Below are 22,491 nucleotides of genomic sequence, written 5' to 3'. Positions count from 1 at the left end.
TGAAAAGAAGCAGTTTTATTTTCATAAGATTAAATTTTCACGTAAACACTCTTTATCATTTGTATTCAATTCATGGGGGCTTGCAGCAAATATTTCATCAAGGTATAAATCGCTGAAATAAGCAATAATGATACCGTAATCCCAATTTTTTCCTTAAATTTACTTCCATGAAACACCTCATAAAATACATATTCCTAATTTTATTAATGTGCTTGACTCGTGTTTACGGACAGGCGCCTGAAATCGAATGGCAGAATACCATTGGCGGCGGATCAACTGACAAATTGAAAACAATTAAACAAACCCCAGATGGAAATTATATCCTCGCCGGGGTATCGGGATCTAATATATATGGTGATAAAACAGAATCCAATCTTGGTGAGTTTGATTATTGGATTGTAAAGATTGATACTGAGGGGAACATACTTTGGCAAAACACAATTGGAGGAAATAAAGATGAGGATTTATATAGTATTTCATTGACTTCAGATGGCGGATTTATTTTGGCGGGTGTATCTGAATCAGATATTTCTTATGACAAAACTGAGCCAAATTATGAAGGTAGTTATGATTTTTGGATTGTGAAAGTAAATAGCGTGGGTATTATACAATGGGATAAAACTATAGGTGGAACGTTAAATGAAAGAAACGGAGATATTATAGAAACATCTGATGGTGGTTTCTTAATAGGGGGATATTCAAATTCGTATGCTTCGGGTAATAAAAGTGAGGATTGTTTCCTTGCTTCATACGATTATTGGGTCATCAAACTAGATGGAGAAGGTGATATACAATGGGAAAATACAATAGGTGGAAATGGTTCTGATGTTTTACAGTCAATAAAACAAACTGCTGATGGAGGATATATATTAGGGGGTACTTCAAGCTCACTAATTTCAGGAGATAAAACAGAAGGCACTGTAGGTGGTGGTGGTTATTCAGATTATTGGATTGTGAAAATAAGTGATATAGGTTTAATCCAATGGCAACAAACAATTGGTGGCACCCTAGGTGAAAGCCTAACCTATATTGATATTACAAACGATGGTGGTTATATTGTAAGTGGGGCTTCTAATTCAGGAATCGGCGGTGATAAAACGGAGAATTTGATTGGCTACATGGATCTCTGGATATTGAAGCTTAACAGTTTAGGTAATATAATTTGGCAAAATACGATTGGCGGTGATGGTGAGGATGGAGTTTTTACAGAAATCCATCAACTCAGCGATGGAGAATATATACTTGGAACAGGTTCAAAGTCTGGAATTATGGCAGATAAATCAGAATTTTGCCTTGGCGTTATAGATTATTGGATATTAAGGTTAGATGAATCGGGAAATGTTGTTTGGGAAAATACTATTGGAGGAAGCGGCGCAGATAATTTTTATTGCATCGAGCCAACCACTGATGGCGGATATATCATTGGTGGTGAATCAAGTTCAGATATTTCATGGGATAAAACCGAAGCTCAAATATTAAATGGAGATTACTGGGTAATAAAATTGTCGTGTGAAAATGGGACAATTTTTTATTTCGATTCAGATGGTGATGGTTATGGAAGTGTATCTGACCCCCTAAATTCATGCACTCCTCCCGAAGGTTATGTTCTTGACAATACCGATTGTAATGACTCAAATCCTTTAATCTATCCTGATGCAATTGAACTTTGCAATGTTTTGGACGATAATTGTAATGCATTGATTGATGAAGGTGTTATTTATTCAAATTATTATATAGATTTTGATGCTGACGGATTTGGAAACCCTTTAATTTCCGTTTCAACATGTGATGGTGCTCCGGCTGGTTATGTTGCAGATAATTCAGACTGTAATGATTTAAATGCATTTATGAATCCCGCAACTCCGGAAATATGCAACGGTCTCGACGACAATTGTAATTTATTAATTGATGAGGGATTAACAGCAACAACTTATTTTCTCGATGCTGATGAAGATGGCTACGGTAATGTATTAATTCCATTTATTTCCTGCTCAGGATTTGCACCTACGGGGTTTGTTGAAGATAGTACCGATTGCAATGATTTGAATAATTTGATTAATCCTTCAGCGATTGAAATTTGTAATACTTTTGATGATAATTGTAATGTATTAATTGATGAAGGATTTACTTTTTATACTTATTACCATGATGCAGATGCTGACGGATACGGAAATGATTTATTTTCAATAAACACTTGCGATGAGATTCCCCCACCCGGTTATGTTATTGACAATACGGATTGCGATGATTTCAATAATCTAATTCATGTACCGGTTGTATATTTTGCAGATATTGATGGCGATCTTTATGGAAATGTATTAAATACTATTTTGAGTTGCTCCGGCTCCGCACCTGCCGGGTATGTAATTGATAGTAATGATTGTGATGACAGCAATATCTTTATTAATCCTGTTTCAAACGAATTATGTAACGCAATTGACGATAATTGCAATTTGTTGATTGATGAAGGTTTACCCACGCAACTTTTTTTTATTGATAATGATGGTGACAGTTACGGAGATCCCACAATCGACTCCCTTTCATGTTTAACCGGAATTACCGGCTATGTATCTGACAGCACGGACTGTGATGACTCAAACCCATTTATTTACCCCGGAGCACCCGAAATATTTGACGGAATAGATAATAACTGCAATAAATTAATAGATGAAGGTGTAGAAATAAATAGCTTGCAAAACGAAAATGGAATATTTATTTTCCCAAATCCTGCAAATGATAAAATAATCCTGTCAATTGATAATCAATTCAATATAAATTCTTCATCAAACATTTCAATTTGCGATTTATCAGGGAAAAATATTTTACAAATAGAAATTAAATCAAGTGAAACTGAAATTGATGTTTCTGATTATGCTACCGGAATTTATTTTGTGAAAGTAATTGTAAATGGAATCAATTTGACCAGAAATTTATTATCGAATAAAATATTAAAGTGAAGAAATCAATGTTGACAACAATATTATTAAAACCGATCAACAACTGTTATTTAAACTTAATAATTTGTTGCCTGATCTCTGAGGGACTTTGAAATTAACCCGTCCAGCCGGGAAAACTATCGAGGCCGGAGGAATTTAAGCAATGAAGCATGCCCGGGCGTGTTAGGTGGTTATTCCAATCCAATATTTCGTGACAAATCGAAACTGCTCCTGGGACATGAATGATTTTTGGATCGTGAAAATTGATCAATCGGCAATGTGGAGTGGGAAAATACGATCGGCGGACAAGACGAAGACAAACTCACTTGTATGCAACGTTGCGTTGATGGCGGCTATTTATTGGGCGGCTATTCAAGATCTCCTGCAGGTTTTGACAAAACATCTGAAAACCGGTACGATTACGATTACTGGCTGTTGAAAGTGAACGCTTCGGGAACACCACAATGGGATAAAGTATTCAGCGGAAATGGTGATTACGGGACAGATGAACTGGCGGCGATAATTCCTTCAGAAGATAATACTTTTATTCTGGCGGGAGCTCAGTGCGGGTTGAAAATCTGAGAACCATTCGGTGTGGAAGTGATTATTGGGTAATAAAAGACAGACAAGGCGCGCCGCGAACAACGATGCGGAACCCGACCCTGGCGGCGATAATCAACCGAGATACTGTTCCGGGCTATTTAACGTATGATTATTGGATCGTAAAAATAAATAGCGCAGGCAATGTAATGTGGGATAAAACATTAGGCGCAGGATCAGATGATATATTGAATACGATGCCGCGCCGCAAATCAAGGCGGCGGTGGGATAAAACAGCCGGCTGGCTCCAGGCATAAGATCAAGCCGGTAATGCAATCTGGGATAAATCGCTCGGTGGCAATTACGATGAATATCTTCATACTTCCCTGTTACTTGATTCTGACAGAATTGTATTGGGTAGCCCCTCCCGCCCTATGATAAAACTGAGGAAAATCCCACTCGGCGGCCTCACAGGCTATCAGACTGGGAGAGTGATCGTGGCCGTTCCGGTTACAGCTTATTTCACCTGACGTTTCGTGTACCTGAAAACCCTCCGGGACTAGGAGACGGTGAACGAGACTTTTGACACCACCACCTTCTTGCTTATTATATCGGGCGGCGATGGCCGGCTACCTTATTTACTGAATTGAATGATTCTCTATATGTTACAGACTATTATATTGAGCCATACGAAACCGATGCCGATCTGTACGAATGGTTTGATTGTAATTCGGGTGAAATCATCGAATCTAGTTTATACCCTTCAAGTTTCGCCGGCGGTGATGGAGAATTCGGTTTGATATTACATAAAGGCGGTTGTGTCGATACTACTGATTGTTATACGCTGAATATAGGCGCAGCAAATGATCTGCCAGTCAAAAACTATGTAGAAATTTTTCCTAATCCCGGTTCCGGAATTGTTTCAGTGAATGCTTCCTTTTTGTTCAGCTCAATTGAGGTTATGGATATTACAGGCAGAATAATCAGCCGGGAAAATATTGCACAGACCAATAAAACTGATATTGTCCTGCAGGATGTTAATCCGGGAATTTATATAATTAAAGTATCTGATTCAAGCAATACCATTTCTGCATTTTATATTTCAGAATAATGCTTGAAATTAAGTATTAGCTTATGCAAAGAGGTCTTTTTACCCATTGATCATACATGATAAACACACTATAGTAAATTTGCAACATGTGGAATAAACTTCTGTTATTCATCCTGGCTATTACCTTACTAATTGTAAAATCAAAGGCGCAGGATTCAACGCATTTAAAAAATCAAATTGCTCTCGAATATGGCTTTCATTTTCTTGCAGATCAGGATCTTATTTTCTCACCATTTGTATTAAAGGATATTGCACCAATGAATATCTCGACATCGTATGTACATAAAGGAAAATTCATACAAATGGCGGAAGTATATTTCGATTCTTTTAATCCCACATATAAAAATACATGGAATATATTTGTTTACACTGGATTTAAATAAGAATCATTAGTCGTTACCTATGAAAATTATAATTTATTTGATGTTAATCATCATCTCAAAAACTTTGTCATCCCAAGGAGTAGTTGAAAAAGCCCATAAGGATTTTTTGGAGAAAGGCTTTGATATTTCAGATGTAGCTAAAGAATTGAATATTAAAGAATATATCGAAACGGAAGTAACCTTCTATGACAAAAAGGCAATTGACACGACCGTTAGAACAATCCATTTCAATAGAAAAGGTTTACCAGATTATAGCTACTTGGATTATGACGATCGTAAACTCTTCTTTTTTGCAGAATACAAAAGGAAGAAATCACTGCGCGAATGTTCTTATGAATTCGACATAGATTCAAATGCCTACCTTATTAAAAGAAGTGTTGAATATCAATACAATAACCGCGGTATGAAAGCTTTAGAATTGGTAAACCGATATGAATATTATTATTATCCGACATCTAGTGTGGAGAAAAACACCGACTCAACCGTTTTCCTTTATGACAAGGATAAAATTAAAGCAGAACTAACTTATAGAGACCAGAAATTAGAGTATAAGATTCTTTATGAATACAATGCAGGAGATAGGGAATTAAAAAAGGAATTTTATTCTGACGATAAATATGATGATATTGATACTCCCGTGATAGAAAAATTGAATATTTTAAATATGATTCGAATTTAACTTTGATACAAAAAATAGAAATTCCTATTGATTTTGTTAGCAAAGATACCGTAATTATTGGCGATACTATATTCGTAAATTATACATATAATAAGATGGGCGAAGTAATTAAAAAAACAAAAATCTCAAATAAATATAGTTCTTCCGATGTTATTGTCAAATACAATAATGGACTTCCGGTTGAGGTAACAGGTAATGAACGAGGAAATGAATGGAGAACTACGATTTCTTACAATGACAAATCCTTACCTTATAAAATTATGTATTATTCAACTAACAAAGGTATTGAGGAATTGGAGTCGATGATAACGTTTGAATATGTGTTTTATTGAACCGGATACTAAATTATTTATATTGAAGATTTATTTCTTCTAAGTATTCTGCCTGCGATGTTTAAAGAGGAATTTACTTTCAAATATAACCGCTTTAGTAAATTTTGATTGAACTGAGTTAAATGAATATACCCATAAATACGCTCCTCTTCAATTACACCGCATCGCAATCCATTTACCACCCTCAATTCTTTCAAAATAAATATAATTATTTGCAGGATATGCTGAACTGGAATGAAAAAATGCAATGCTATAACCGATGCCGTTATTATCTTTTCCGGTGAGCTGAATGTAATAGTTATTTGTATTCGTAGATACATAGGCATTATCGATATGTATCTTTCGTTGAAACGCGTTTTTTCCTTTTCCTGCTGTCCAGATAACGTATCCATTTTCCAGTTTAAAAGAATTTTCACCATCTGTATATTTACCATTTTCAAGGCCTTCCATCAATACAGCATCCGGAGCCGGGTCACCTTCCTGATGTGGAACTTCCACCACGAGGTTACGGGTGCATTCTGAAAATAATATGAGTGATTCAGGATTACTGGTATAATTTGTAAATATAACTTCTGCTTGTTGAAGATATAATGGATTATTTAGGGAATCAAGCTGCAAATAATATAAATCAGGTGAATAACGATTATCTTTTTTAAGATCAATTTGAATCCGGTTATTTTCCAATCTGGTAACCTTTTTAATGTCGATAATTTCAGGCTGCGACCTAATGGTAATAGGATCGGTGAATAACATTTTATCCAGATCAATAATAAATTTTCCTCGTGAAAAACTATCTATAGAATACAATTCAATTTCACCACCCGACTTAAGTTGTATGGTTTTACATTCATATAAGGGTTCAATTGTGTAAACCTGAGCTATGCCAGCTCCGCACAACAAAAAAAATCCGATTAGCAATACTATCCTGTTCATAGGCTTAAAAATAAGACTAAATCGGCATATGAACTTCAAGGTCGATTCTTAATGCGTTAACTATGCTCCAATGTCACCCTCGAAGTATTTTTAGGGTCATATTTTACAGTAATCATATTTCCAGGTTGAAATTTTGATACCGACTGCGTTGCAATTACGGCTTTAGCTTCACCATAAAAAGGTGTTTGTAAGCCGGGATAAATTTCAAGAAATAACATTACCATCGGGTTATCGCCATTCACTTTTATATTCAGGTCGTAATAACCGACAACTTTTGCTTATGTTAAGCCCTGCCATGAATTTGTGATTATTTTCATTTTACATAAATTTACTTCCATGCAGCATTGCCCGATTTATTTATCAAGATACTCAATTGCATTTGGATATTGCTTATACACTTTAGCTCTCATTGTCATCTTTTTTTCCATCGAATAGAATTTAAAAATATAATATTTTTTTTCTTCACTGTCAAGTTTAATATCTTTCGGCAAATATTCAGTATATGATAAAATTTTAAGCCATTTTATAAAGCTCTCCACACCAAGCTCATAATTGTGAAATACTAAATAATTTAAATAATATTCAGATAAATCGTATTCCAGCATTGGCTTGTTTAAAAATAATATTTCCGGAACTAAAATTTCATTTGCTCTGGATGATACATCAAAATTAGCATTTCTATTTATAGCTATTAAGTAATTACCATAGTAAATTATACTTGTATCAATATTAAAAATAGGCAATTGAATATAGTTTGATGAGCCTGGATTACCCTTGCAAAAGAAATCAATTTTCCCGCCTTCCCCGGCAAAGTGAATTTGATAAAAATCGTAATTCCCTATATTTGGGGTAACTAATAATACTTTATTATCGAAATAAGTGCTATCGATTTTGCGAATTGACATTGCCATTTCACAATTGTTTGGTGGAAAATTCGTTAAAAGGGACTGTATATATTCCGTTTTTTCAGTATTATTTAAGTTCGTGTGATTTTCATAATTATTGATATCAACTATTATCTGTAATTTAAGTCGTTGTTGAAATACCGTTTTTATTAAATTATTTTTTTCTTCTTCAGACAATAATCCGAATTTTGTATCTGGTAACATCGGATGTTCGAATTCCCATGCACTAAGGACATAAATCCGTTGTGGTGAGGAGCATCCAGAAATAAATATGAGACTCATAAAATAGAAATACATCCATTTCCTAGAAACAGCTTTGCAGAGCGAATTTATTAACATGTTCAAAGTTTAAATTAAAAATACTTAATCCAAATCTAATTCAGGTAGTATTGAATGGTTAATATTCTGATGAATGTTAGATAATTCAATTTCACCACCCGCCTTAAGTTGTATGGTTTTACATTAATATAAAGGTTCAATTATATAAACCTGAGCAATTCCTGCTCCGCAAAACAAAAAAAATCCGATTAGCAATACTATCCTGTTCATAGGCTTAAAAATAAGACTAAATCGGCATATGAACTTCAACGTCGATTCTTAATTCATCAACTATGCTCCAACGTCACCCTCGAAGTATTTCTAGGATCATATTTTACAGTAATCATATTACCGGGTTGAAATTTCGATACTGATTGCGTTGCAATTACGCCTTTGGCTTCTGCAAAAAAAGGAGTTTGCAAGCCGGGGTAAATTTCAAGAAATAACATTACCATCGGGTTATCGCCATTTACTTTTATATTCAGGTCGTAATAACCTACAACTTTTGCTTCGGCAGATATACCTGACAATAAAATTTCTTTATTTTCTTTATCTATTTGTCCAAGAATTTGCTGCAGGTCTTCTTCATATTCATTTTTGGTATAACTCACATCGCCACCCGCACCGAATGATTCAATTGCAATTTTTTGCTCATTTTGTGGATCCACACGAACCGTTACTGATTGTCCGGGACGCACATCGCCAACTTGTAATCGGGAAATAACCATTTTGGTTTTTGTCTTATATGTTTTCCCGTATTTATTTTTCACTTCCACAAGTAATCCTATTTGTGGGTTGTTATTTATGGTGACATTTGTATCCCACACTTCCAATATTTTTCCGTTGCGCTGTTCACCGGTTTTTAAAATACGGTTTGCTGTAATCATAGGCCGGAAAAAAACCCAATAAACAAGAAAAAATATACCAATAAAAACAACGCCAAAAATAGAACCCTCCACAGGCGCAGCCATAATGCCCACTGCCAACCCTGCTAGTCCGCCAATTAGTCCAATGGCCAACCCGATCCATCCAATTGTGCTCATTTTCATAATATGTGATTTTACTGGAAAGATAAAAAATTTGAGGGAAAATTTTATATCAAACTTGACAAATTCCGAATTTAGTAAAAATGAAACTTAGCTGAGAGTAACCCCATAAAAGAAGAGCTTTAGGAAATAATCAGTTGCAAATTTAAATGACACTAACACAAAACTAGCAAAATTTAAATTAATTAATTTTTGCTTTACCATATTAGCATTTATATTTTTTTTCTACGCATGGACATATACGTATCAACATGTTGATCCTCCTGGGATGTCTCCTCCATCTCCAACTGTTAAAAATAAATTATTTAGCATACTTTATATGCTTGTATTAATTACATATTGGATTTTAACTTTTAATCTGGGTAAATTAGAAGTCTTGAATTTTCTCCAAAAGCATTAAAATATATTGGTTTTTGACGTTAATAAATTATTTATTAATAATAATCCTTATGTCAGAAATTGCAGGTTTTCCAAATTTACCTTTAAAATCAAAAGAAGAAGGTCTAGTTTTTCTAATTGTGTATATTCCGATCATACCCTTATTTATTTCTTGCATTGGATTTGCAGTAAGTATTTTTTCCTATCATGGTAAGAAACATCAACAAATTACATAGTTTATCTTCTATAATCTAATTTAATCAATTGCGTTTTAGTTTCCTACGAATATACATTTTTTTGAATATTGGTTCACTACAACCTTCCTTCCCCAACCAATTATAATCTACAATCTTGCAAATTCCAACAGCAGTTTATAATTCCCTCTATCAGCAGCTCTGAGTGCGTGTATATATTTTTTTCTTGCTTCACCGGTATGTGTCAAATTATTAGCTCCACAGGAAAAAACCTTTCGCTTGAAAATTTTCTCAATAATAATATCGGCAATCAGTCGGCTATGTCTTCCGTTTCCGTTTGGGATACAATGGATGCTGACTAATCGGTGTTTAAATCGGATGGCAATTTCATCGGGCTCAAATATTTTATTTTCAATCCAATAAATAGTGTCGTTCAACAGTTTATTCAATTCAAGCCCCGAACCTGTATTAAATCAATTTTCATTAGAATTTAACTTAGGTTTTTTCCTAATAAAAATAACAATAATTAACAAGATTAGTGCCTGTGGTATAATTAAGTAATTAAATCCAATAGTGTCATCCAATAACATATCCAAGTAAACCGGAAAAAGCACAAAAAACACGGTAAAGAACGAGAGATTGCTAATAAATATCTTATATCTTATAAAATAAAATATAGCAAAGCTAATTACTTCGAAAATAATTGAAGCTATTAATATTTCGTCGTAGTTTTTGGTCCATTTTAAAGTAATCAGCAAATTACAACCATAAACTAATAATAAAAGTAATCCAAATAAAGAATTTGGTCTATTAAATTTTATCATATATTAATTTATATAACTGGTTATGAATTTGATTGGTTTTCAAGGTGTTATTGTTTACCGGCTAATGAGATTCATTTTATTAAAATCAATTAAATTTACTCATACATGCCAAATTAGCGTGAGCACATTCGGCAGATTGGAGTTAGCCAAAAGTAATTAAATTTTAGTCTATGATGTTTTGGTAGCACCAATATACAAATTGTTGGGCATTCTAATTGTGCTAAAGATGCCAATAATCCTATCAAATTGATCTGTTTCCCGGCATTCATTCAAACAAAAGAAATATATACGGCAGTTAAGGTTGGATCACAGTTGAATACGCTCCTATCTATGATTAAATAAAACCCGAAATTTTAATCCCATAATATTTTGGGCATTTCTTTTTTAATTGCAGATGCTGTTTCCGCTATAGCCTGCTCAATTCGTTGAGGAGTGTTTTGCTGGTCTTCAAGTTTCATTGTGTTTGCAGAGCGCATTACTATCTGCATGGCTAATTCTTTTGCTTTTCGGTCAATAAGTGCATCTAAAGAACCATCTTTTGGAACAAAACCATACACTAATTGCATATCCATTGCGCAAGCAACCTCCTTCAACGATTTGATTGTAATACGACCCTCCATTTCTCTGTGTTCAATCTCGTGCACACTTTGTTTTGTAATTGATAATTTGTTGCCCAGCTGCTCCATCGACATGCCCAAGGCACTTCGAATAGCTTTAATCCAACCGGTTGTAGGAATGGCTACATGCTTCAAAGTAGCGTAGGCGGCCATTTTGCTGTTCAATTGTTGTTTGAGTAGGTTCTTTTTGTTCATTTGTAAGGTTATTACCTGACTTATTAGTGCAAATGTAAGGTAATATCCTAACTTATGCAATTATTTGTCAGGTTATAACCTGTCTATTCAACTTCATTTGTCAAAGTATTACCTGAAATTTTGAGTAGAATGAAAATGTCAATAAATAATTGAAACAATAGTTTACCTTAGACTTTGTTTCAATTGATACCTAATGAACCTTATTAAGCAACATGCTGAAGAATTTGTAAGTTACACACAGCTTGACAATTATGAGGAATTTATATCTTCTGTAAAATCAAAGATTTATGATTACAAAAGATTAGCTTTCAAAATTGAATTCCTTCAACACCTATTAACACTGATTAAACTTAAATATGATAACCATGTAAAGGATTGTACTTATACCGGTGAAGGAAATTGTCCTGAAAATTACCAATTGGAAAGTATAATGTTTTTTTTAAATGAAGAAATATTAGATTTAAATGGTGAAATTGATGAAAGTGATTTTAATCTAAAACAAAAAGAAAATTTATCAAACTCGATAAATGAAATTTTAGTATCCCTAAATAAATTGGAGGTTGGACAAAAAATTACTTATGATGAAATTGGGAAGAGTTATTCAGGAATTGTAAATAATTTGTAACTGAAAAATATATCAATAGTGCAAACGTTTATTATTTTTCGATTTTGAATTACCTATTAGTTTTCGGTGAATGCTCCGTTGCACTTTAAATTCGGGTTTGAATTATATTAATGTTTCATTTCTGCAAAGACCTAAATCCAAATATTAACCCATGAAAATCATTATAAAATTATTTTTCCTAACTTGTTTTTATTTTATTGCCTGTAATTATTTACTAGCACAGCCTGGCCCTTATGGAGGCACTTTCAAAATCAGTGTTCTTGATGCAGATTCCAATGTCATTACTCCTAAATCAAAGGACTATAAAGTTTTTGTTAGTTGGCCAGAATCGGAGGCTGAGTGGTTTCATGTTTTTAGCAAGATGCCAGATTATTACACGGGTAAGCATTACCAGCATCCCATAACTTACGCTAGCTCATCTTCTAAATACCTCTATCCTATTTTGCAATTTGAAAAGGGATATTATTATTTCAGTTCAGTTCCCACTCCCGGAGGGGGTTTATGTCCAACTGACCTAATGGCAGTGGTTGTGCATGGAAAGGATACAATGCGAATTGTCCCTAGTGATTTTAGAGATAACGATTTCATTTTGGATTCAATAGCCTTTAAAAAAGGAACTTATGTAATTGATCCTGTGCTTTGGTATGCCAAGGAGAATTTTATTCCACTCAATGGGTCTCTTATAACTCCGGATAATATCTATGATTTTAATGTAGAAAATTATTATTCTAATGCAGTTTACCCAAAATCGGAGAACAAAGATCCCGAAAAAATATTAGATTGGTTAATTAGATCAAATCCTTACAATACTATGAGTAATTATTTCGCCGGTGATACTATTATAAGAGGCCAATACTATAAGGTGGTTTATAAAAAAACACCTGAAGGTCAAATTCCAATTGCAATGCTTAAAAATATCTATTCCAATCTCCAAATCCTTGGCGATGGCAAAAAAATAATGCTGATCAAGACTGGTGAGGAACCAGTTATTTATACATCAAATTTCGATGATTTAAAAAATTGGGTGATATGGCCCATAAGGGATTTTATTGATACTACAGAAATAAAAAACAAAGAATTTTACTTGAAGGAAATCAACTTCGATAATGGGAATTACATAGCCCTCGGTTCCAGAATTTTTGAATACAATGGGAACTATTCAATACCAAACTATTATTTACTTTACTTTAACCCACGAGTAGACGTTTATAATTTATTAAAACAGAAATCTGAAATACAAATAAACGAATACCTAAAAAGGCATAACATAAAATAAAACAGGTAATTTGCATAATAAATTGTTGTTCAAATTAGGTTTATATATAATATTATTTAAATTTACTTTGAAATGAAATACTTGTTTTATATCATAATATTTTCAACAATCCCCTGCTTCAGTCAGGTAGACGATTCCAGCCTTCAAAATAGTGATGCTGAAACAAACTATGAACAAGCAGTTGCAAATTATCCGGATACAATTTTTTTTATAAATCTTCTACTCCTGAGTGATTCAAAAGAAATGAATTTTCCGGCGGAGACAATTGTAGTTGATAGCGTTGCGAGCGAAAATCTTTTAATATTTAAAACGGAATCTTCATTGTTTATTGTCAAGCAAAATAGCGGATATTATTTTACCTATTTTTTGTGCGACTTTAATGAATCGGAGGTCCCTGAGGTGCATGTAGGTCGAGTTGAAAATATGCGAGGAAAAAAGATGTTAAACATATCTATAACTTCAGGTTTTTGGCATATGAGTTCATGTGGAGGTGGTGGTTATAGTTCTACCGATGCTTATTTGATTAATTTAAATCCCATGCAACTCATTTGTGTTTTAAAACTGGAAGACTCCGAAACTTCCTGCACAAATGCAGCCTGTTTTAGGGAAGAGGGAGATACAACAGCAATTGAAAATGATTATCAGTGCGATACTGAATTTTATGAAAGGAATGAATTTGTTATCAATAAGAAACAATTAAAAATAATTCCATTAGCAATTTCAAATGAATCTGATTTTGACGAAGAAGCAGATTTACATTCCATTAAAACCACGATAACATATTCAATTAGAAAATACTATTTGGTAAAAAGTAAGTAGGATTTATATTACAATGCAGTGAAGCCGCATTTTGAATTTGTAAACCCCCAAAACATAGCTTTTCCTAACAAATGGTTAAAATTTTCATTTCCCCCGAAAGAATCACTGTAGTTGTGCGGTATTTGGCAAAAAATAAATATCTTTAAATTATGTCACGCAGATTAACCATATGCTATTTAGCGATTATATTTCAATTAAATCAGGTTTTATCACAGGATACGATCAGGATAGTTGATGGGGATTTAAATTACTTTGAATTCGCTAATGAACAATATGCTTTAAAGGATACTGCAAATGCTGCACATTATATGATCTATTCCCGATATTTTGATAAAATTCTGGTAAGGGAATTTGACGTTTTGGATCATAAACTACATGGAAAAGATATCTCCTATAATTTTCCTTTTGATTTTCCTTATGCAATTACCCATTGGAAGAATGGATTAATGGATGGATTGTATACTTTATATAAAGGAGATACTATACCTGATCTGGAAATAGAAATGGAAAAGGCCGGCCAAATGGTGAATACTCAAAATATGAAATATCCGGTGATACCGTTTTGAGAGTGTTGCATGGACACTTTACACATGGCATTATGGATAGCGTATGGACCCAATATATTTCTGAAGGCCTTAACAGACCATATAAATATATTCAATCTTGCACCTATAAAGATGGTGAGCTTTATTTCCTTAGCTGGCAGTTTTTAAATGGTAAACACACCTTGTTTAATGGAGATGGATACATTTCAACAATAAAAGGTGATACCTCCTATTATAAAATGGGCAAACTATATAAGTCGGTAATTAATAGCAGGAGTGCCTATAACGCTGAAAAATTTTCTGAAATAACCAGAGTAACAGGTGAAGGAATAATAAATAAAAAGGTTGTTAAATTAAGTGATAAATCTGAATTATACCCTGTATATGAATCAAATTATCTCATTGATGGCTATTGTATTGATACAACGTTTGAAGGACTAGACATCAATTCAATCCAATATTTAAAACTACAAAAAAATTACAAACTGATACCACATGGAAAATTTATTAATTACCAGCAAAGCATCAATTCAAATTTCTACTATAATGGTCTCAAGGAAGGTCCAGAAATATTTAATAGCTTAATTAATAATCCATATATTGATTTTTATAATTATATTTATAATAATAATAATAATAATAATTTAGCAAATTATAATCAAATGCAATATCAATATGGCGTCATAATCGGAGTGTCACTCATGAGCGATAAAAATAAAATTGTCAAAATTGATGCGAATACCAAAACAGAAACTCGAATAAGTTATTTGGGTAACACCTTAGACGAAATGGGCATCTACTTTTTGACGGCTGGCAAACCTTTTTCTCCATGTTGATAAAAATCAAAAATCTATTACATTATCAAATCAACCAAGTGATATACAAGATATTAAAATTCGTTTTGATCACATTGGAAACATTTATTTAGATAACAATAGTTGCCCTGAGGTAATTGTTGGCAAATATAATTTTCTAGAAAATACACTTTTCTTTTATAATAATGCCATCAATTCGAAAGAAGGTAAGTGGCATTTTAATTACTTTAAGCCGAGTAAATTATCAAATGAAGGCATAATTTTAAAAGGTTATAGTAACCTGTTTGAATAACTAATTAGATAGCAACCTATATGAAACACAATAAAATAAAACCCGTTCTCATTTTATTATTTATTTTCCTGCTTAGCCTCACTTCTTTTATAACAGCCGATTCATTGCGTGAAAAACGTTCTAAAGTTATGGATGAAGTAATTGGGGTAAAGCCACCGGATATGGCGTTTATAAAAGGAAATAAATCTTTACGATCATTTTGGTTAGCACCATCAGAAGAAATAAATTATAATTATCGCGTTTATACTATTTGGACAAAAGAACAATTTCCTGATTTCCCGGAAGTATATACAAAATGTTTACCACCTGAAAACATTTGTAATGATGATTTAACTTACAATGACCCTTATATTTCAAATAATTTTTTACACCCCGCCTTTTCCTATTACCCTGTAATTGGGCTCTCATGGTTACAGATTCAGGATTATTTACAATGGAAAACGGACAGGTTAAATGAAATTATTTTATGGGACAGGGGTATGCTTGATATTAATAAAATGGGGACCGGTGAAGACCATTTTACAACAGAAACCTATTTAGCGAATATGTATACTACAGGCATAAACCGTGGTGTAAAAGATTATTCTCCCTATGCCGGCGATCCTAAAATGGGTCGATTTCCAATTGTTTCAGATGGGCTGCTATTACCCCAATACCGCTTGCCGACAGAAGAAGAATGGGAATACGCTGCACATAATGCCTACCAGCTACCATTTAAAACAATTAATAACAAAGGTGATATCAATAATTACCCTTATGGCAAAGATTATTTTATTTTAGAAATTGCACGCTCAAAAGGAATGCGTCCGGATAACTTTAAATTGGATGATTTTGCTTCTAATCATAGCTCAGAATTAAACGAACTTAATTTGCCCAAACGAATGAGCGATATTAATGATTATGCATTTGAATGGAATGGTGTGGCAAATATGCAGGGAAATGTGAGGGAATGGGTAATAGATGCGTTTGAAGAAAAATTTAACTCAGACCCTGTAAATACACTAGAAGTATTTTTAGCAGGTGGATTTAGTTATCCCTACAGAACTGATTATGACGAGGATATGTATCCAATCATGGACCGGCAAGGATATCTTAATTACATGTTTTTCGACCTGGGCACGGGTGCTGATTATTTAAAGTTACGGAAATATATGCCTGACACCTCAAACTATCGCTTTCGTGTAGTGAAAGGTGGTACATGGAAAGAGCCGACTCTTGAGTCCAGGATTAAAATGCGGGAAAATGAATATCGGTGCGATGTGGGATTTAGATGCGCAATGAATTATCTGTCAATCCCCGTAAATCCCGATGCCAAATATTTTACAAATCTCGATAATTGGTGGTATGAACGCACATTTAAATATAAGTGGAATAGGAAGTGGAAAAAACAAAAATAAAAATGACCTATTAATGACTCCATATTTAAATACTAAATGCAATTAAATATAATTTTACACTAGGCAATACCTAATATTTATTCAAGTAATTAAAATTGCCAGTTGAAAATTCACTCAGAATTCAAATCTAAATGTATTTCCAACTAGTGATTTTTTGAGAAACGCCCAATGTTTTCAGATAAAAAATAAATTATCAAGAATAACATTTAAGTTAGATCACTGAAAAATTAATCATTCATGAAGCATTTAGCAATAATTGTCTGTTTGTTCCTTACTTTTAGTTGTAAAACTTCTGAAAATCTCAGAATTCAAAAAGATGTTTTATTTACAAGCTTGTATTATTCTTGCCCGTGGTATCATGTAGACAATAATGAATATTTAACAAATAAAGCAATTACAAATTATATTAAAATTAATTTTGAAAAACAACTGGCAGCAAGTATTATTAACAAGCTAACTGAGAGCAATAAGAATACAACCGGCAATCAAAATGATATAAATGATTTTCTAACTGCATATATAGTTCCCAACGATTGCATGATAAATTTAAATATTTCAGTGCTAAATTCAGATTCAATTATTCGAGGTATAGATTCTGCATTTTATAGCACATATAAAAATAATTATAAATTTTTGCAAATAAGAATTGATAAGCCATTATCTTTTGATTGCTATGAGTTGGATGGTAGACCCTATACATATTTTCCTAAAGATTATAATTTAAATAAATCTAATACAAAATTACAAAATGTTTTAAATGAAGTAACTGAAATTAGTTATTTAATAGCCATTCGGATTAATTGCAACTATCCATACTCTAATGAAAATATATTTCAGGAAGCAGATGATTTTTCATTTTTGGGATTGTCACCCGAATTGGGGAATTATAATAATTCCGTTAAAAATTTATTTGCCATGTGGTTTCTGTTTAAGGATAGGCTCGGTGACGAGAAGGGATATGAAAAGTTGTTGGAAGATAAGCTACTCTCAACCCACCTGCAACCGTTTATTTACTTCATAAGCTATAGTAAGTATTTGCCTACAACAGTTGAATTTAATAAGCAAAAAGGTGATAGATTCTATTTTAAATTTTACTCGGAAAAGTATTCAAAATACATCAACGTGATTTTTGATGTGCGAACTGCTGAAATTAAATATTTAAACTAAAAAATGGGAATTTAAAGTTGCATAAATTCCTTATCTGATGAAAATATGCAACCCATTATAATCTACAACCTTGCAAATTCCAACAGCAGTTTATAAATTCCCTATATCAGCAGCTCTGAGTTATCATAATAGCCACGTTGGCCAAACGAGGTTTGGTAGCGCGATTTCTAAAAGTCACTTCGTTAGTGTGCTTGAAGAGCGCAATCATTTCTACATAAACGATGTCATATTAGTTGTTAATGAAAATGTTGAGTTTTGAAAATGTTCTCAAAATCCAAATGTCATTGTTGCTTAATTTTTGAGCTTGTTCAGGAGGCTGGAAAATCACCTACCTTATTTAAGCTTACAGATGATAAAATTTAAAATAATTTCATTCGTGGATTAAACTGATTTTAAAGATTAAAAAAAAGGCAGTTTGGATCCCAATAAACTCAAGATAGGTATTTTCTTTTAAAAATCATATTTGTTAAAAAATAATTGACCACACACACAAAAAAAAAGCGACCATTCACATGATCGCTTTTATATATAATTACCCGTGATATTTACATTTGAACGATGTCGGCTCTGGTGGTTTCGAGGAGTTCAACGAGGTCGTTGATGAGTTCGGTGTCGGTTACGCCGTTTTGAGATAAACCAATGGCGATGTCGCCGATAAATGCATCAAAATCGGCATCGGTTGCTGCCATACCCATGCGTGAATTTGTGCCGGGATCGTGGGCTGCTGTCATGCTTAAACCAATGTAGGCATAATCAGGATTTGTTGAGCCTGTTGCTGAACACAAAAAGTCAGTGAAATTATCGCTTAATGCAACAAATCCTGAAAAATCACCACCGGTTACTTCTCCTAACAATACAGGAAAAAATGCTGCCATTTCCGGATCTGCTGCAATAACAAATATTGAAGAGTCTACTACTGAACGCAGGGTTAATCTTCCAGCTTCAATCATTGTTCCGGGTGCAGCAGGATCATCAACTAATGTTGTTCCACCAACTCTGGTGTATAACGATGGTGTTACCGGTGTTGGGTCCGGTGTTTCATCTTCCTTGCAGGAAGTATAAAATAAAGTGGCAGCCATTGCGAGTACCACTAAATACATTTTGTTCTTAATCATAATTGTAATTTTAGGTTAGTATTTGTTGAATTAAAAAATTGAAAATAATTTTTGATACACCAGCAATAATCCGCTTTGTGCTTTGCCACTCATTGCCGGACAACCTTTCATTTTGTCTTCCTCAGCAACAATATATCTTTCTGCGGGAACCATATTTCCTGCATTAAATGAAGCAAATATTTTATCGGCACTTTGTTCTGTATTGTAAAATGAATACACCAAAATTTGATCTTCGATATTAAAATATGTTTTTTGAACACCGGGAACTTGTTTCAGTTTTGTTTGCAAATCGGCAGCTTGTATTGAATCAATTGGTTGTTTAAAATCTATTCTGCCCAATTGTAATTGCGGACCACTGCGCTGATTCTGATAAAAATTATCAGTTACATAATACAAGTGTATGCCTAATGCAAGGAATAATATCACGGCAACTGATGCTGTAATTAAACTCCATTTTATGATTTTCCGCTTCATTTTGTTTGTTTCTACTACATACGTAAATAAAGTTCGATTGGATTTAATGCACTACTATTAATGTGAAATGCAGTGGTAATGGGCTTTTAGAGATGTATGTTCATGCTACCACCGCATTGCGTTAGGGGTTGTAGCGGAAACCCCCTTTGTCCGCCTCGGAAAAGGGGTTGCAGCGGAAGACCCGGTGCCGCCAGACAGGATGGGATTTGGAGGATAGATTGTACTGCGGCAAACGCCAAAAATGAGTAATGAGCTATGAGTAATGAGTTGTTCGCTGCGCTCACATGAGGGATGAGTGGTTTTGCTATAGATTGAATTAGGGTTTTATATTTTTAATTTTTTATTAATTGAACATTTTTTAACAGCCGAAACCACGGAGACCACGGAGAAAATACACACAAAGTTCACGGAGAAATTGTTTGTTTATTCGAATTAATCGTAATAGTAGTTCCGTTAAATAAAAATTTAATTTTATTTGATTATTCGCTCTGTGTTTCCTCTGTGGGCTGTTTCTTTGTGCCCTTTGTGGTTTCGGCTGTTTTATGGGGGTTGAAAAATGAAGGAATAGAAGTTAATTATTGGCTTTGGAATTAGGGTTTTTTATTTTTCATTTTTTATAAAATAGATAATTATAATAACAGCCGAAACCACAAAGACCACGGAGAAAATACACACAAAGTTCACGGAGAAATTGTTCGTATATTCAAATTAATTGTAATAGTTGTTCATTTAGATTAAAAATTAATTTTATTTGATAAATCCCTCTTCCTTTTCTCTGTGGGCTGTTTCTTTGCGACCTTTGTGGTTTCGGCTGTTTTAAGGTGGTTCAAAAATGTTTGATGAGGAATGAGTTGTTCGCTGCAGCTTAGATTTGGTTGAGTGCGCGCATATACTATTTTCCGGGAGATTTTCGTTATTTCCAAAACCTTAGCCATGAAATCGTTGTGTACGCTGCTTGCTGTATGTATCCATTTCTGCCTGATCGGTCAATCTGCGACAATTGATTCTATTGTTAATCTTAAACCGGTTTTAGTTCCTAAAATTGTTAAGAATTACGACAATTTTAATAAGATTTATATTACCTCTGCATTTGCGGAAGATGCAATAAAAGATACTATTGGCATGGGATTAATTCGTGCCAATAAAATTATTAAAGTGGAATTGGTATACACGCAATACAGACAAAGTGAAACGTTTCAGCAAAAGGCTTTAAATAAAATTCGTCTCGAAAATTTAAATGGTATTTTACCGGATGCATTTGAGCCGGATGTAAAATGGGTTTTACTGGAACAAACCAAAGCAACAGATACCACGCAGGCGATTCAATATTTTCATGGATTTATTATTACTATTATGCCGGCTATGGAAATTCCTTTTGCTGGTTCGGAAACTGCTTATGTTGATTCTGTATTTGAAAAAATTACCGAAAAAGTACCGCCCGGTTGTTTTACTGAATTTCAACAATTAGTTTACGATAAAAAATTACCTAGTGCTCCGGTTTATGGTAGTGTACGCGGCGAATTAAAAACCAACCTAACGAATACTATTGTATTTCCGGAAATAAAACGCAGAAAAGATATTAATGGCACCATTGTAACACAATTGTATGTTTCAGAATATGGTAGTATTGATAGTTTCACTATTGACAATAGATATTTGGACACTGCTTTTACAACGGCAGTATATAATGCACTTCAGCAATTAGGTGATTTTAATAAATCGAAATTTATTAGTGGCAAAGCACAATATTTATATAAAATACGATTTCGGTTTTATGCAGATGGAAATAAAAACCATCAATGTGTTGTAACCGTTAGTCCGGCAAAATTGCTCAATACATGTCCCCGCACACCGGCAACTGAATTAACATACGATATATCTACAATGATGCTATATGATTCTACCGTATTAAATGTAATGGAACGACATAAAGAATGGGAAGAAATGCTAGTTGTGGCAGATTTAACAGGAAGTATGTCGCCATACGTTGCACAAATATTATTATGGTATCAATTAATGTTATATAATAACGAAAATAAAGTAAATTATTTTTGTTTTTTTAATGATGGTAACAACAAACCGGATTTCGCAAAAATAAAAGGCAGCACGGGCGGTATTTATTTGGGTGAGGCCGGTTCCATTCAGGATGTAAAACAAATGGTGCAAACTACCATGAAAAATGGCAGCGGTGGCGATGCACCTGAAAATAATGTAGAAGCCTTGATTGCTGCATTAAAAAAATATCCGGATGCGGAAACGATTGTTATGATTGCAGATAATTATGCCACACCAAGAGATATGGAATTATTAAGTAAAGTAAATAAGCCTGTGAAAATAATTTTATGCGGCACCAATTACGGTATTAATATAGACTATCTCAATTTCGCGAAAGCAAATAAAGGCAGTGTTTATACTATTGATCAGGATATTGAAAATTTAGCCACAATGGTTGAAGGCGACCGAATTGTTATCGACGGAATTGTTTATCAGATTGTTGGCGGGAAATTTCAACGGGTAATAATAAATTAAAAAAAACCACTGCCTTTGCAGACAGTGGTTTAAATTGAATTTTCTA

The 22,491-nt window shown here is 33.5% G+C and carries 23 protein-coding genes; 15 read left to right on the top strand and 8 right to left on the bottom strand.

Annotation, left to right across the window (positions count from 1 at the left end; translation table 11 throughout):
* The first annotated feature begins 167 nt into the window (after nt 1-167).
* The 7 genes from IPI65_06145 (at nt 168) to IPI65_06115 (ending at nt 5,981) form a co-directional block, all read left to right on the top strand.
* Nucleotides 168-2,957: a T9SS type A sorting domain-containing protein gene (locus IPI65_06145; protein MBK7441108.1), complete on the top strand. Its 2,790-nt coding sequence runs from the start codon at nt 168-170 to the stop codon at nt 2,955-2,957.
* Nucleotides 2,958-3,215: 258 nt separating this feature from the next.
* Complete coding sequence (locus tag IPI65_06140; GenBank protein ID MBK7441107.1) at nt 3,216-3,518, top strand: hypothetical protein; 303 nt, start codon at nt 3,216-3,218, stop codon at nt 3,516-3,518.
* A 65-nt stretch (nt 3,519-3,583) separates the two neighbouring features.
* Nucleotides 3,584-3,793: a hypothetical protein gene (locus tag IPI65_06135; protein ID MBK7441106.1), complete on the top strand. Its 210-nt coding sequence runs from the start codon at nt 3,584-3,586 to the stop codon at nt 3,791-3,793.
* Nucleotides 3,794-4,122: 329 nt separating this feature from the next.
* A complete protein-coding gene (locus IPI65_06130) occupies nt 4,123-4,587 on the top strand; it encodes a T9SS type A sorting domain-containing protein (protein ID MBK7441105.1) in 465 nt (154 codons plus the stop codon).
* A gap of 86 nt (nt 4,588-4,673) precedes the next feature.
* Nucleotides 4,674-4,970 (top strand): hypothetical protein, encoded by a 297-nt coding sequence (locus tag IPI65_06125; GenBank protein MBK7441104.1) that lies wholly within the window; start codon nt 4,674-4,676, stop codon nt 4,968-4,970.
* A gap of 106 nt (nt 4,971-5,076) precedes the next feature.
* Nucleotides 5,077-5,649: a hypothetical protein gene (locus IPI65_06120; protein MBK7441103.1), complete on the top strand. Its 573-nt coding sequence runs from the start codon at nt 5,077-5,079 to the stop codon at nt 5,647-5,649.
* Nucleotides 5,650-5,744: 95 nt separating this feature from the next.
* Nucleotides 5,745-5,981: a hypothetical protein gene (locus tag IPI65_06115; GenBank protein MBK7441102.1), complete on the top strand. Its 237-nt coding sequence runs from the start codon at nt 5,745-5,747 to the stop codon at nt 5,979-5,981.
* Between the two features lie 150 nt (nt 5,982-6,131).
* Here the strand turns inward: IPI65_06115 and IPI65_06110 are convergent, their stop codons facing one another.
* The 6 genes from IPI65_06110 to IPI65_06085 form a co-directional block, all read right to left on the bottom strand.
* Nucleotides 6,132-6,914, bottom strand: coding sequence for a hypothetical protein (locus IPI65_06110; GenBank protein MBK7441101.1), 783 nt, complete (start codon nt 6,912-6,914; stop codon nt 6,132-6,134).
* Between the two features lie 56 nt (nt 6,915-6,970).
* Nucleotides 6,971-7,156 (bottom strand): hypothetical protein, encoded by a 186-nt coding sequence (locus tag IPI65_06105; GenBank protein MBK7441100.1) that lies wholly within the window; start codon nt 7,154-7,156, stop codon nt 6,971-6,973.
* A 111-nt stretch (nt 7,157-7,267) separates the two neighbouring features.
* On the bottom strand, nt 7,268-7,996 hold the full coding sequence (locus tag IPI65_06100; GenBank protein ID MBK7441099.1) for a hypothetical protein: 729 nt from the start codon (nt 7,994-7,996) through the stop codon (nt 7,268-7,270).
* A gap of 428 nt (nt 7,997-8,424) precedes the next feature.
* On the bottom strand, nt 8,425-9,186 hold the full coding sequence (locus tag IPI65_06095) for a hypothetical protein (GenBank protein ID MBK7441098.1): 762 nt from the start codon (nt 9,184-9,186) through the stop codon (nt 8,425-8,427).
* Nucleotides 9,187-9,904: 718 nt separating this feature from the next.
* A complete protein-coding gene (locus IPI65_06090; protein MBK7441097.1) occupies nt 9,905-10,204 on the bottom strand; it encodes a Fic family protein in 300 nt (99 codons plus the stop codon).
* 728 nt (nt 10,205-10,932) lie between these two features.
* Nucleotides 10,933-11,391 (bottom strand): mobile mystery protein A, encoded by a 459-nt coding sequence (locus IPI65_06085; GenBank protein ID MBK7441096.1) that lies wholly within the window; start codon nt 11,389-11,391, stop codon nt 10,933-10,935.
* A gap of 193 nt (nt 11,392-11,584) precedes the next feature.
* On the opposite strand from IPI65_06085, the gene IPI65_06080 reads away from it, so the two are divergent.
* The 7 genes from IPI65_06080 (at nt 11,585) to IPI65_06050 (ending at nt 18,327) form a co-directional block, all read left to right on the top strand.
* Nucleotides 11,585-12,016: a hypothetical protein gene (locus IPI65_06080; GenBank protein MBK7441095.1), complete on the top strand. Its 432-nt coding sequence runs from the start codon at nt 11,585-11,587 to the stop codon at nt 12,014-12,016.
* 151 nt (nt 12,017-12,167) lie between these two features.
* On the top strand, nt 12,168-13,292 hold the full coding sequence (locus tag IPI65_06075) for a hypothetical protein (GenBank protein ID MBK7441094.1): 1,125 nt from the start codon (nt 12,168-12,170) through the stop codon (nt 13,290-13,292).
* Nucleotides 13,293-13,364: 72 nt separating this feature from the next.
* On the top strand, nt 13,365-14,111 hold the full coding sequence (locus IPI65_06070; protein ID MBK7441093.1) for a hypothetical protein: 747 nt from the start codon (nt 13,365-13,367) through the stop codon (nt 14,109-14,111).
* 149 nt (nt 14,112-14,260) lie between these two features.
* Nucleotides 14,261-14,677, top strand: coding sequence for a hypothetical protein (locus IPI65_06065; GenBank protein MBK7441092.1), 417 nt, complete (start codon nt 14,261-14,263; stop codon nt 14,675-14,677).
* Nucleotides 14,678-14,709: 32 nt separating this feature from the next.
* Nucleotides 14,710-15,492: a hypothetical protein gene (locus IPI65_06060; GenBank protein MBK7441091.1), complete on the top strand. Its 783-nt coding sequence runs from the start codon at nt 14,710-14,712 to the stop codon at nt 15,490-15,492.
* A gap of 291 nt (nt 15,493-15,783) precedes the next feature.
* A complete protein-coding gene (locus IPI65_06055; protein ID MBK7441090.1) occupies nt 15,784-17,160 on the top strand; it encodes an SUMF1/EgtB/PvdO family nonheme iron enzyme in 1,377 nt (458 codons plus the stop codon).
* Nucleotides 17,161-17,397: 237 nt separating this feature from the next.
* On the top strand, nt 17,398-18,327 hold the full coding sequence (locus tag IPI65_06050; GenBank protein MBK7441089.1) for a hypothetical protein: 930 nt from the start codon (nt 17,398-17,400) through the stop codon (nt 18,325-18,327).
* Nucleotides 18,328-18,872: 545 nt separating this feature from the next.
* Here IPI65_06050 and IPI65_06045 read toward each other — a convergent pair.
* Together IPI65_06045 and IPI65_06040 are read right to left on the bottom strand one after the other, a co-directional pair.
* Nucleotides 18,873-19,442: a group 1 truncated hemoglobin gene (locus IPI65_06045; GenBank protein ID MBK7441088.1), complete on the bottom strand. Its 570-nt coding sequence runs from the start codon at nt 19,440-19,442 to the stop codon at nt 18,873-18,875.
* A gap of 30 nt (nt 19,443-19,472) precedes the next feature.
* Nucleotides 19,473-19,916 (bottom strand): hypothetical protein, encoded by a 444-nt coding sequence (locus tag IPI65_06040; GenBank protein MBK7441087.1) that lies wholly within the window; start codon nt 19,914-19,916, stop codon nt 19,473-19,475.
* A 933-nt stretch (nt 19,917-20,849) separates the two neighbouring features.
* On the opposite strand from IPI65_06040, the gene IPI65_06035 reads away from it, so the two are divergent.
* Nucleotides 20,850-22,445: a hypothetical protein gene (locus IPI65_06035; protein ID MBK7441086.1), complete on the top strand. Its 1,596-nt coding sequence runs from the start codon at nt 20,850-20,852 to the stop codon at nt 22,443-22,445.
* The last annotated feature ends 46 nt before the right edge of the window (nt 22,446-22,491 follow it).

It is taken from the genome of Bacteroidota bacterium, assembly GCA_016706255.1.
Taxonomy (GTDB): Bacteria; Bacteroidota; Bacteroidia; order Chitinophagales; family BACL12; genus UBA7236.
Note: the sequence above shows the minus strand (reverse complement) of the source record. Positions and strands in the feature narration are given on the sequence as shown.

What these genes read in the sequence shown, in the direction of transcription:
- IPI65_06145 (MBK7441108.1), top strand. Translation starts at nt 168, where the DNA reads ATGAAACACCTCATAAAATACATATTCCTAATTTTATTAATGTGCTTG.
- IPI65_06135 (MBK7441106.1), top strand. Translation starts at nt 3,584, where the DNA reads ATGCGGAACCCGACCCTGGCGGCGATAATCAACCGAGATACTGTTCCG.
- IPI65_06125 (MBK7441104.1), top strand. Translation starts at nt 4,674, where the DNA reads ATGTGGAATAAACTTCTGTTATTCATCCTGGCTATTACCTTACTAATT.
- IPI65_06115 (MBK7441102.1), top strand. Translation starts at nt 5,745, where the DNA reads ATGGGCGAAGTAATTAAAAAAACAAAAATCTCAAATAAATATAGTTCT.
- IPI65_06110 (MBK7441101.1), bottom strand. Translation starts at nt 6,914, where the DNA reads ATGAACAGGATAGTATTGCTAATCGGATTTTTTTTGTTGTGCGGAGCT.
- IPI65_06095 (MBK7441098.1), bottom strand. Translation starts at nt 9,186, where the DNA reads ATGAAAATGAGCACAATTGGATGGATCGGGTTGGCCATTGGACTAATT.
- IPI65_06085 (MBK7441096.1), bottom strand. Translation starts at nt 11,391, where the DNA reads ATGAACAAAAAGAACCTACTCAAACAACAATTGAACAGCAAAATGGCC.
- IPI65_06080 (MBK7441095.1), top strand. Translation starts at nt 11,585, where the DNA reads ATGAACCTTATTAAGCAACATGCTGAAGAATTTGTAAGTTACACACAG.
- IPI65_06075 (MBK7441094.1), top strand. Translation starts at nt 12,168, where the DNA reads ATGAAAATCATTATAAAATTATTTTTCCTAACTTGTTTTTATTTTATT.
- IPI65_06070 (MBK7441093.1), top strand. Translation starts at nt 13,365, where the DNA reads ATGAAATACTTGTTTTATATCATAATATTTTCAACAATCCCCTGCTTC.
- IPI65_06065 (MBK7441092.1), top strand. Translation starts at nt 14,261, where the DNA reads ATGTCACGCAGATTAACCATATGCTATTTAGCGATTATATTTCAATTA.
- IPI65_06060 (MBK7441091.1), top strand. Translation starts at nt 14,710, where the DNA reads ATGGATAGCGTATGGACCCAATATATTTCTGAAGGCCTTAACAGACCA.
- IPI65_06055 (MBK7441090.1), top strand. Translation starts at nt 15,784, where the DNA reads ATGAAACACAATAAAATAAAACCCGTTCTCATTTTATTATTTATTTTC.
- IPI65_06050 (MBK7441089.1), top strand. Translation starts at nt 17,398, where the DNA reads ATGAAGCATTTAGCAATAATTGTCTGTTTGTTCCTTACTTTTAGTTGT.
- IPI65_06045 (MBK7441088.1), bottom strand. Translation starts at nt 19,442, where the DNA reads ATGATTAAGAACAAAATGTATTTAGTGGTACTCGCAATGGCTGCCACT.
- IPI65_06040 (MBK7441087.1), bottom strand. Translation starts at nt 19,916, where the DNA reads ATGAAGCGGAAAATCATAAAATGGAGTTTAATTACAGCATCAGTTGCC.
- IPI65_06035 (MBK7441086.1), top strand. Translation starts at nt 20,850, where the DNA reads ATGAAATCGTTGTGTACGCTGCTTGCTGTATGTATCCATTTCTGCCTG.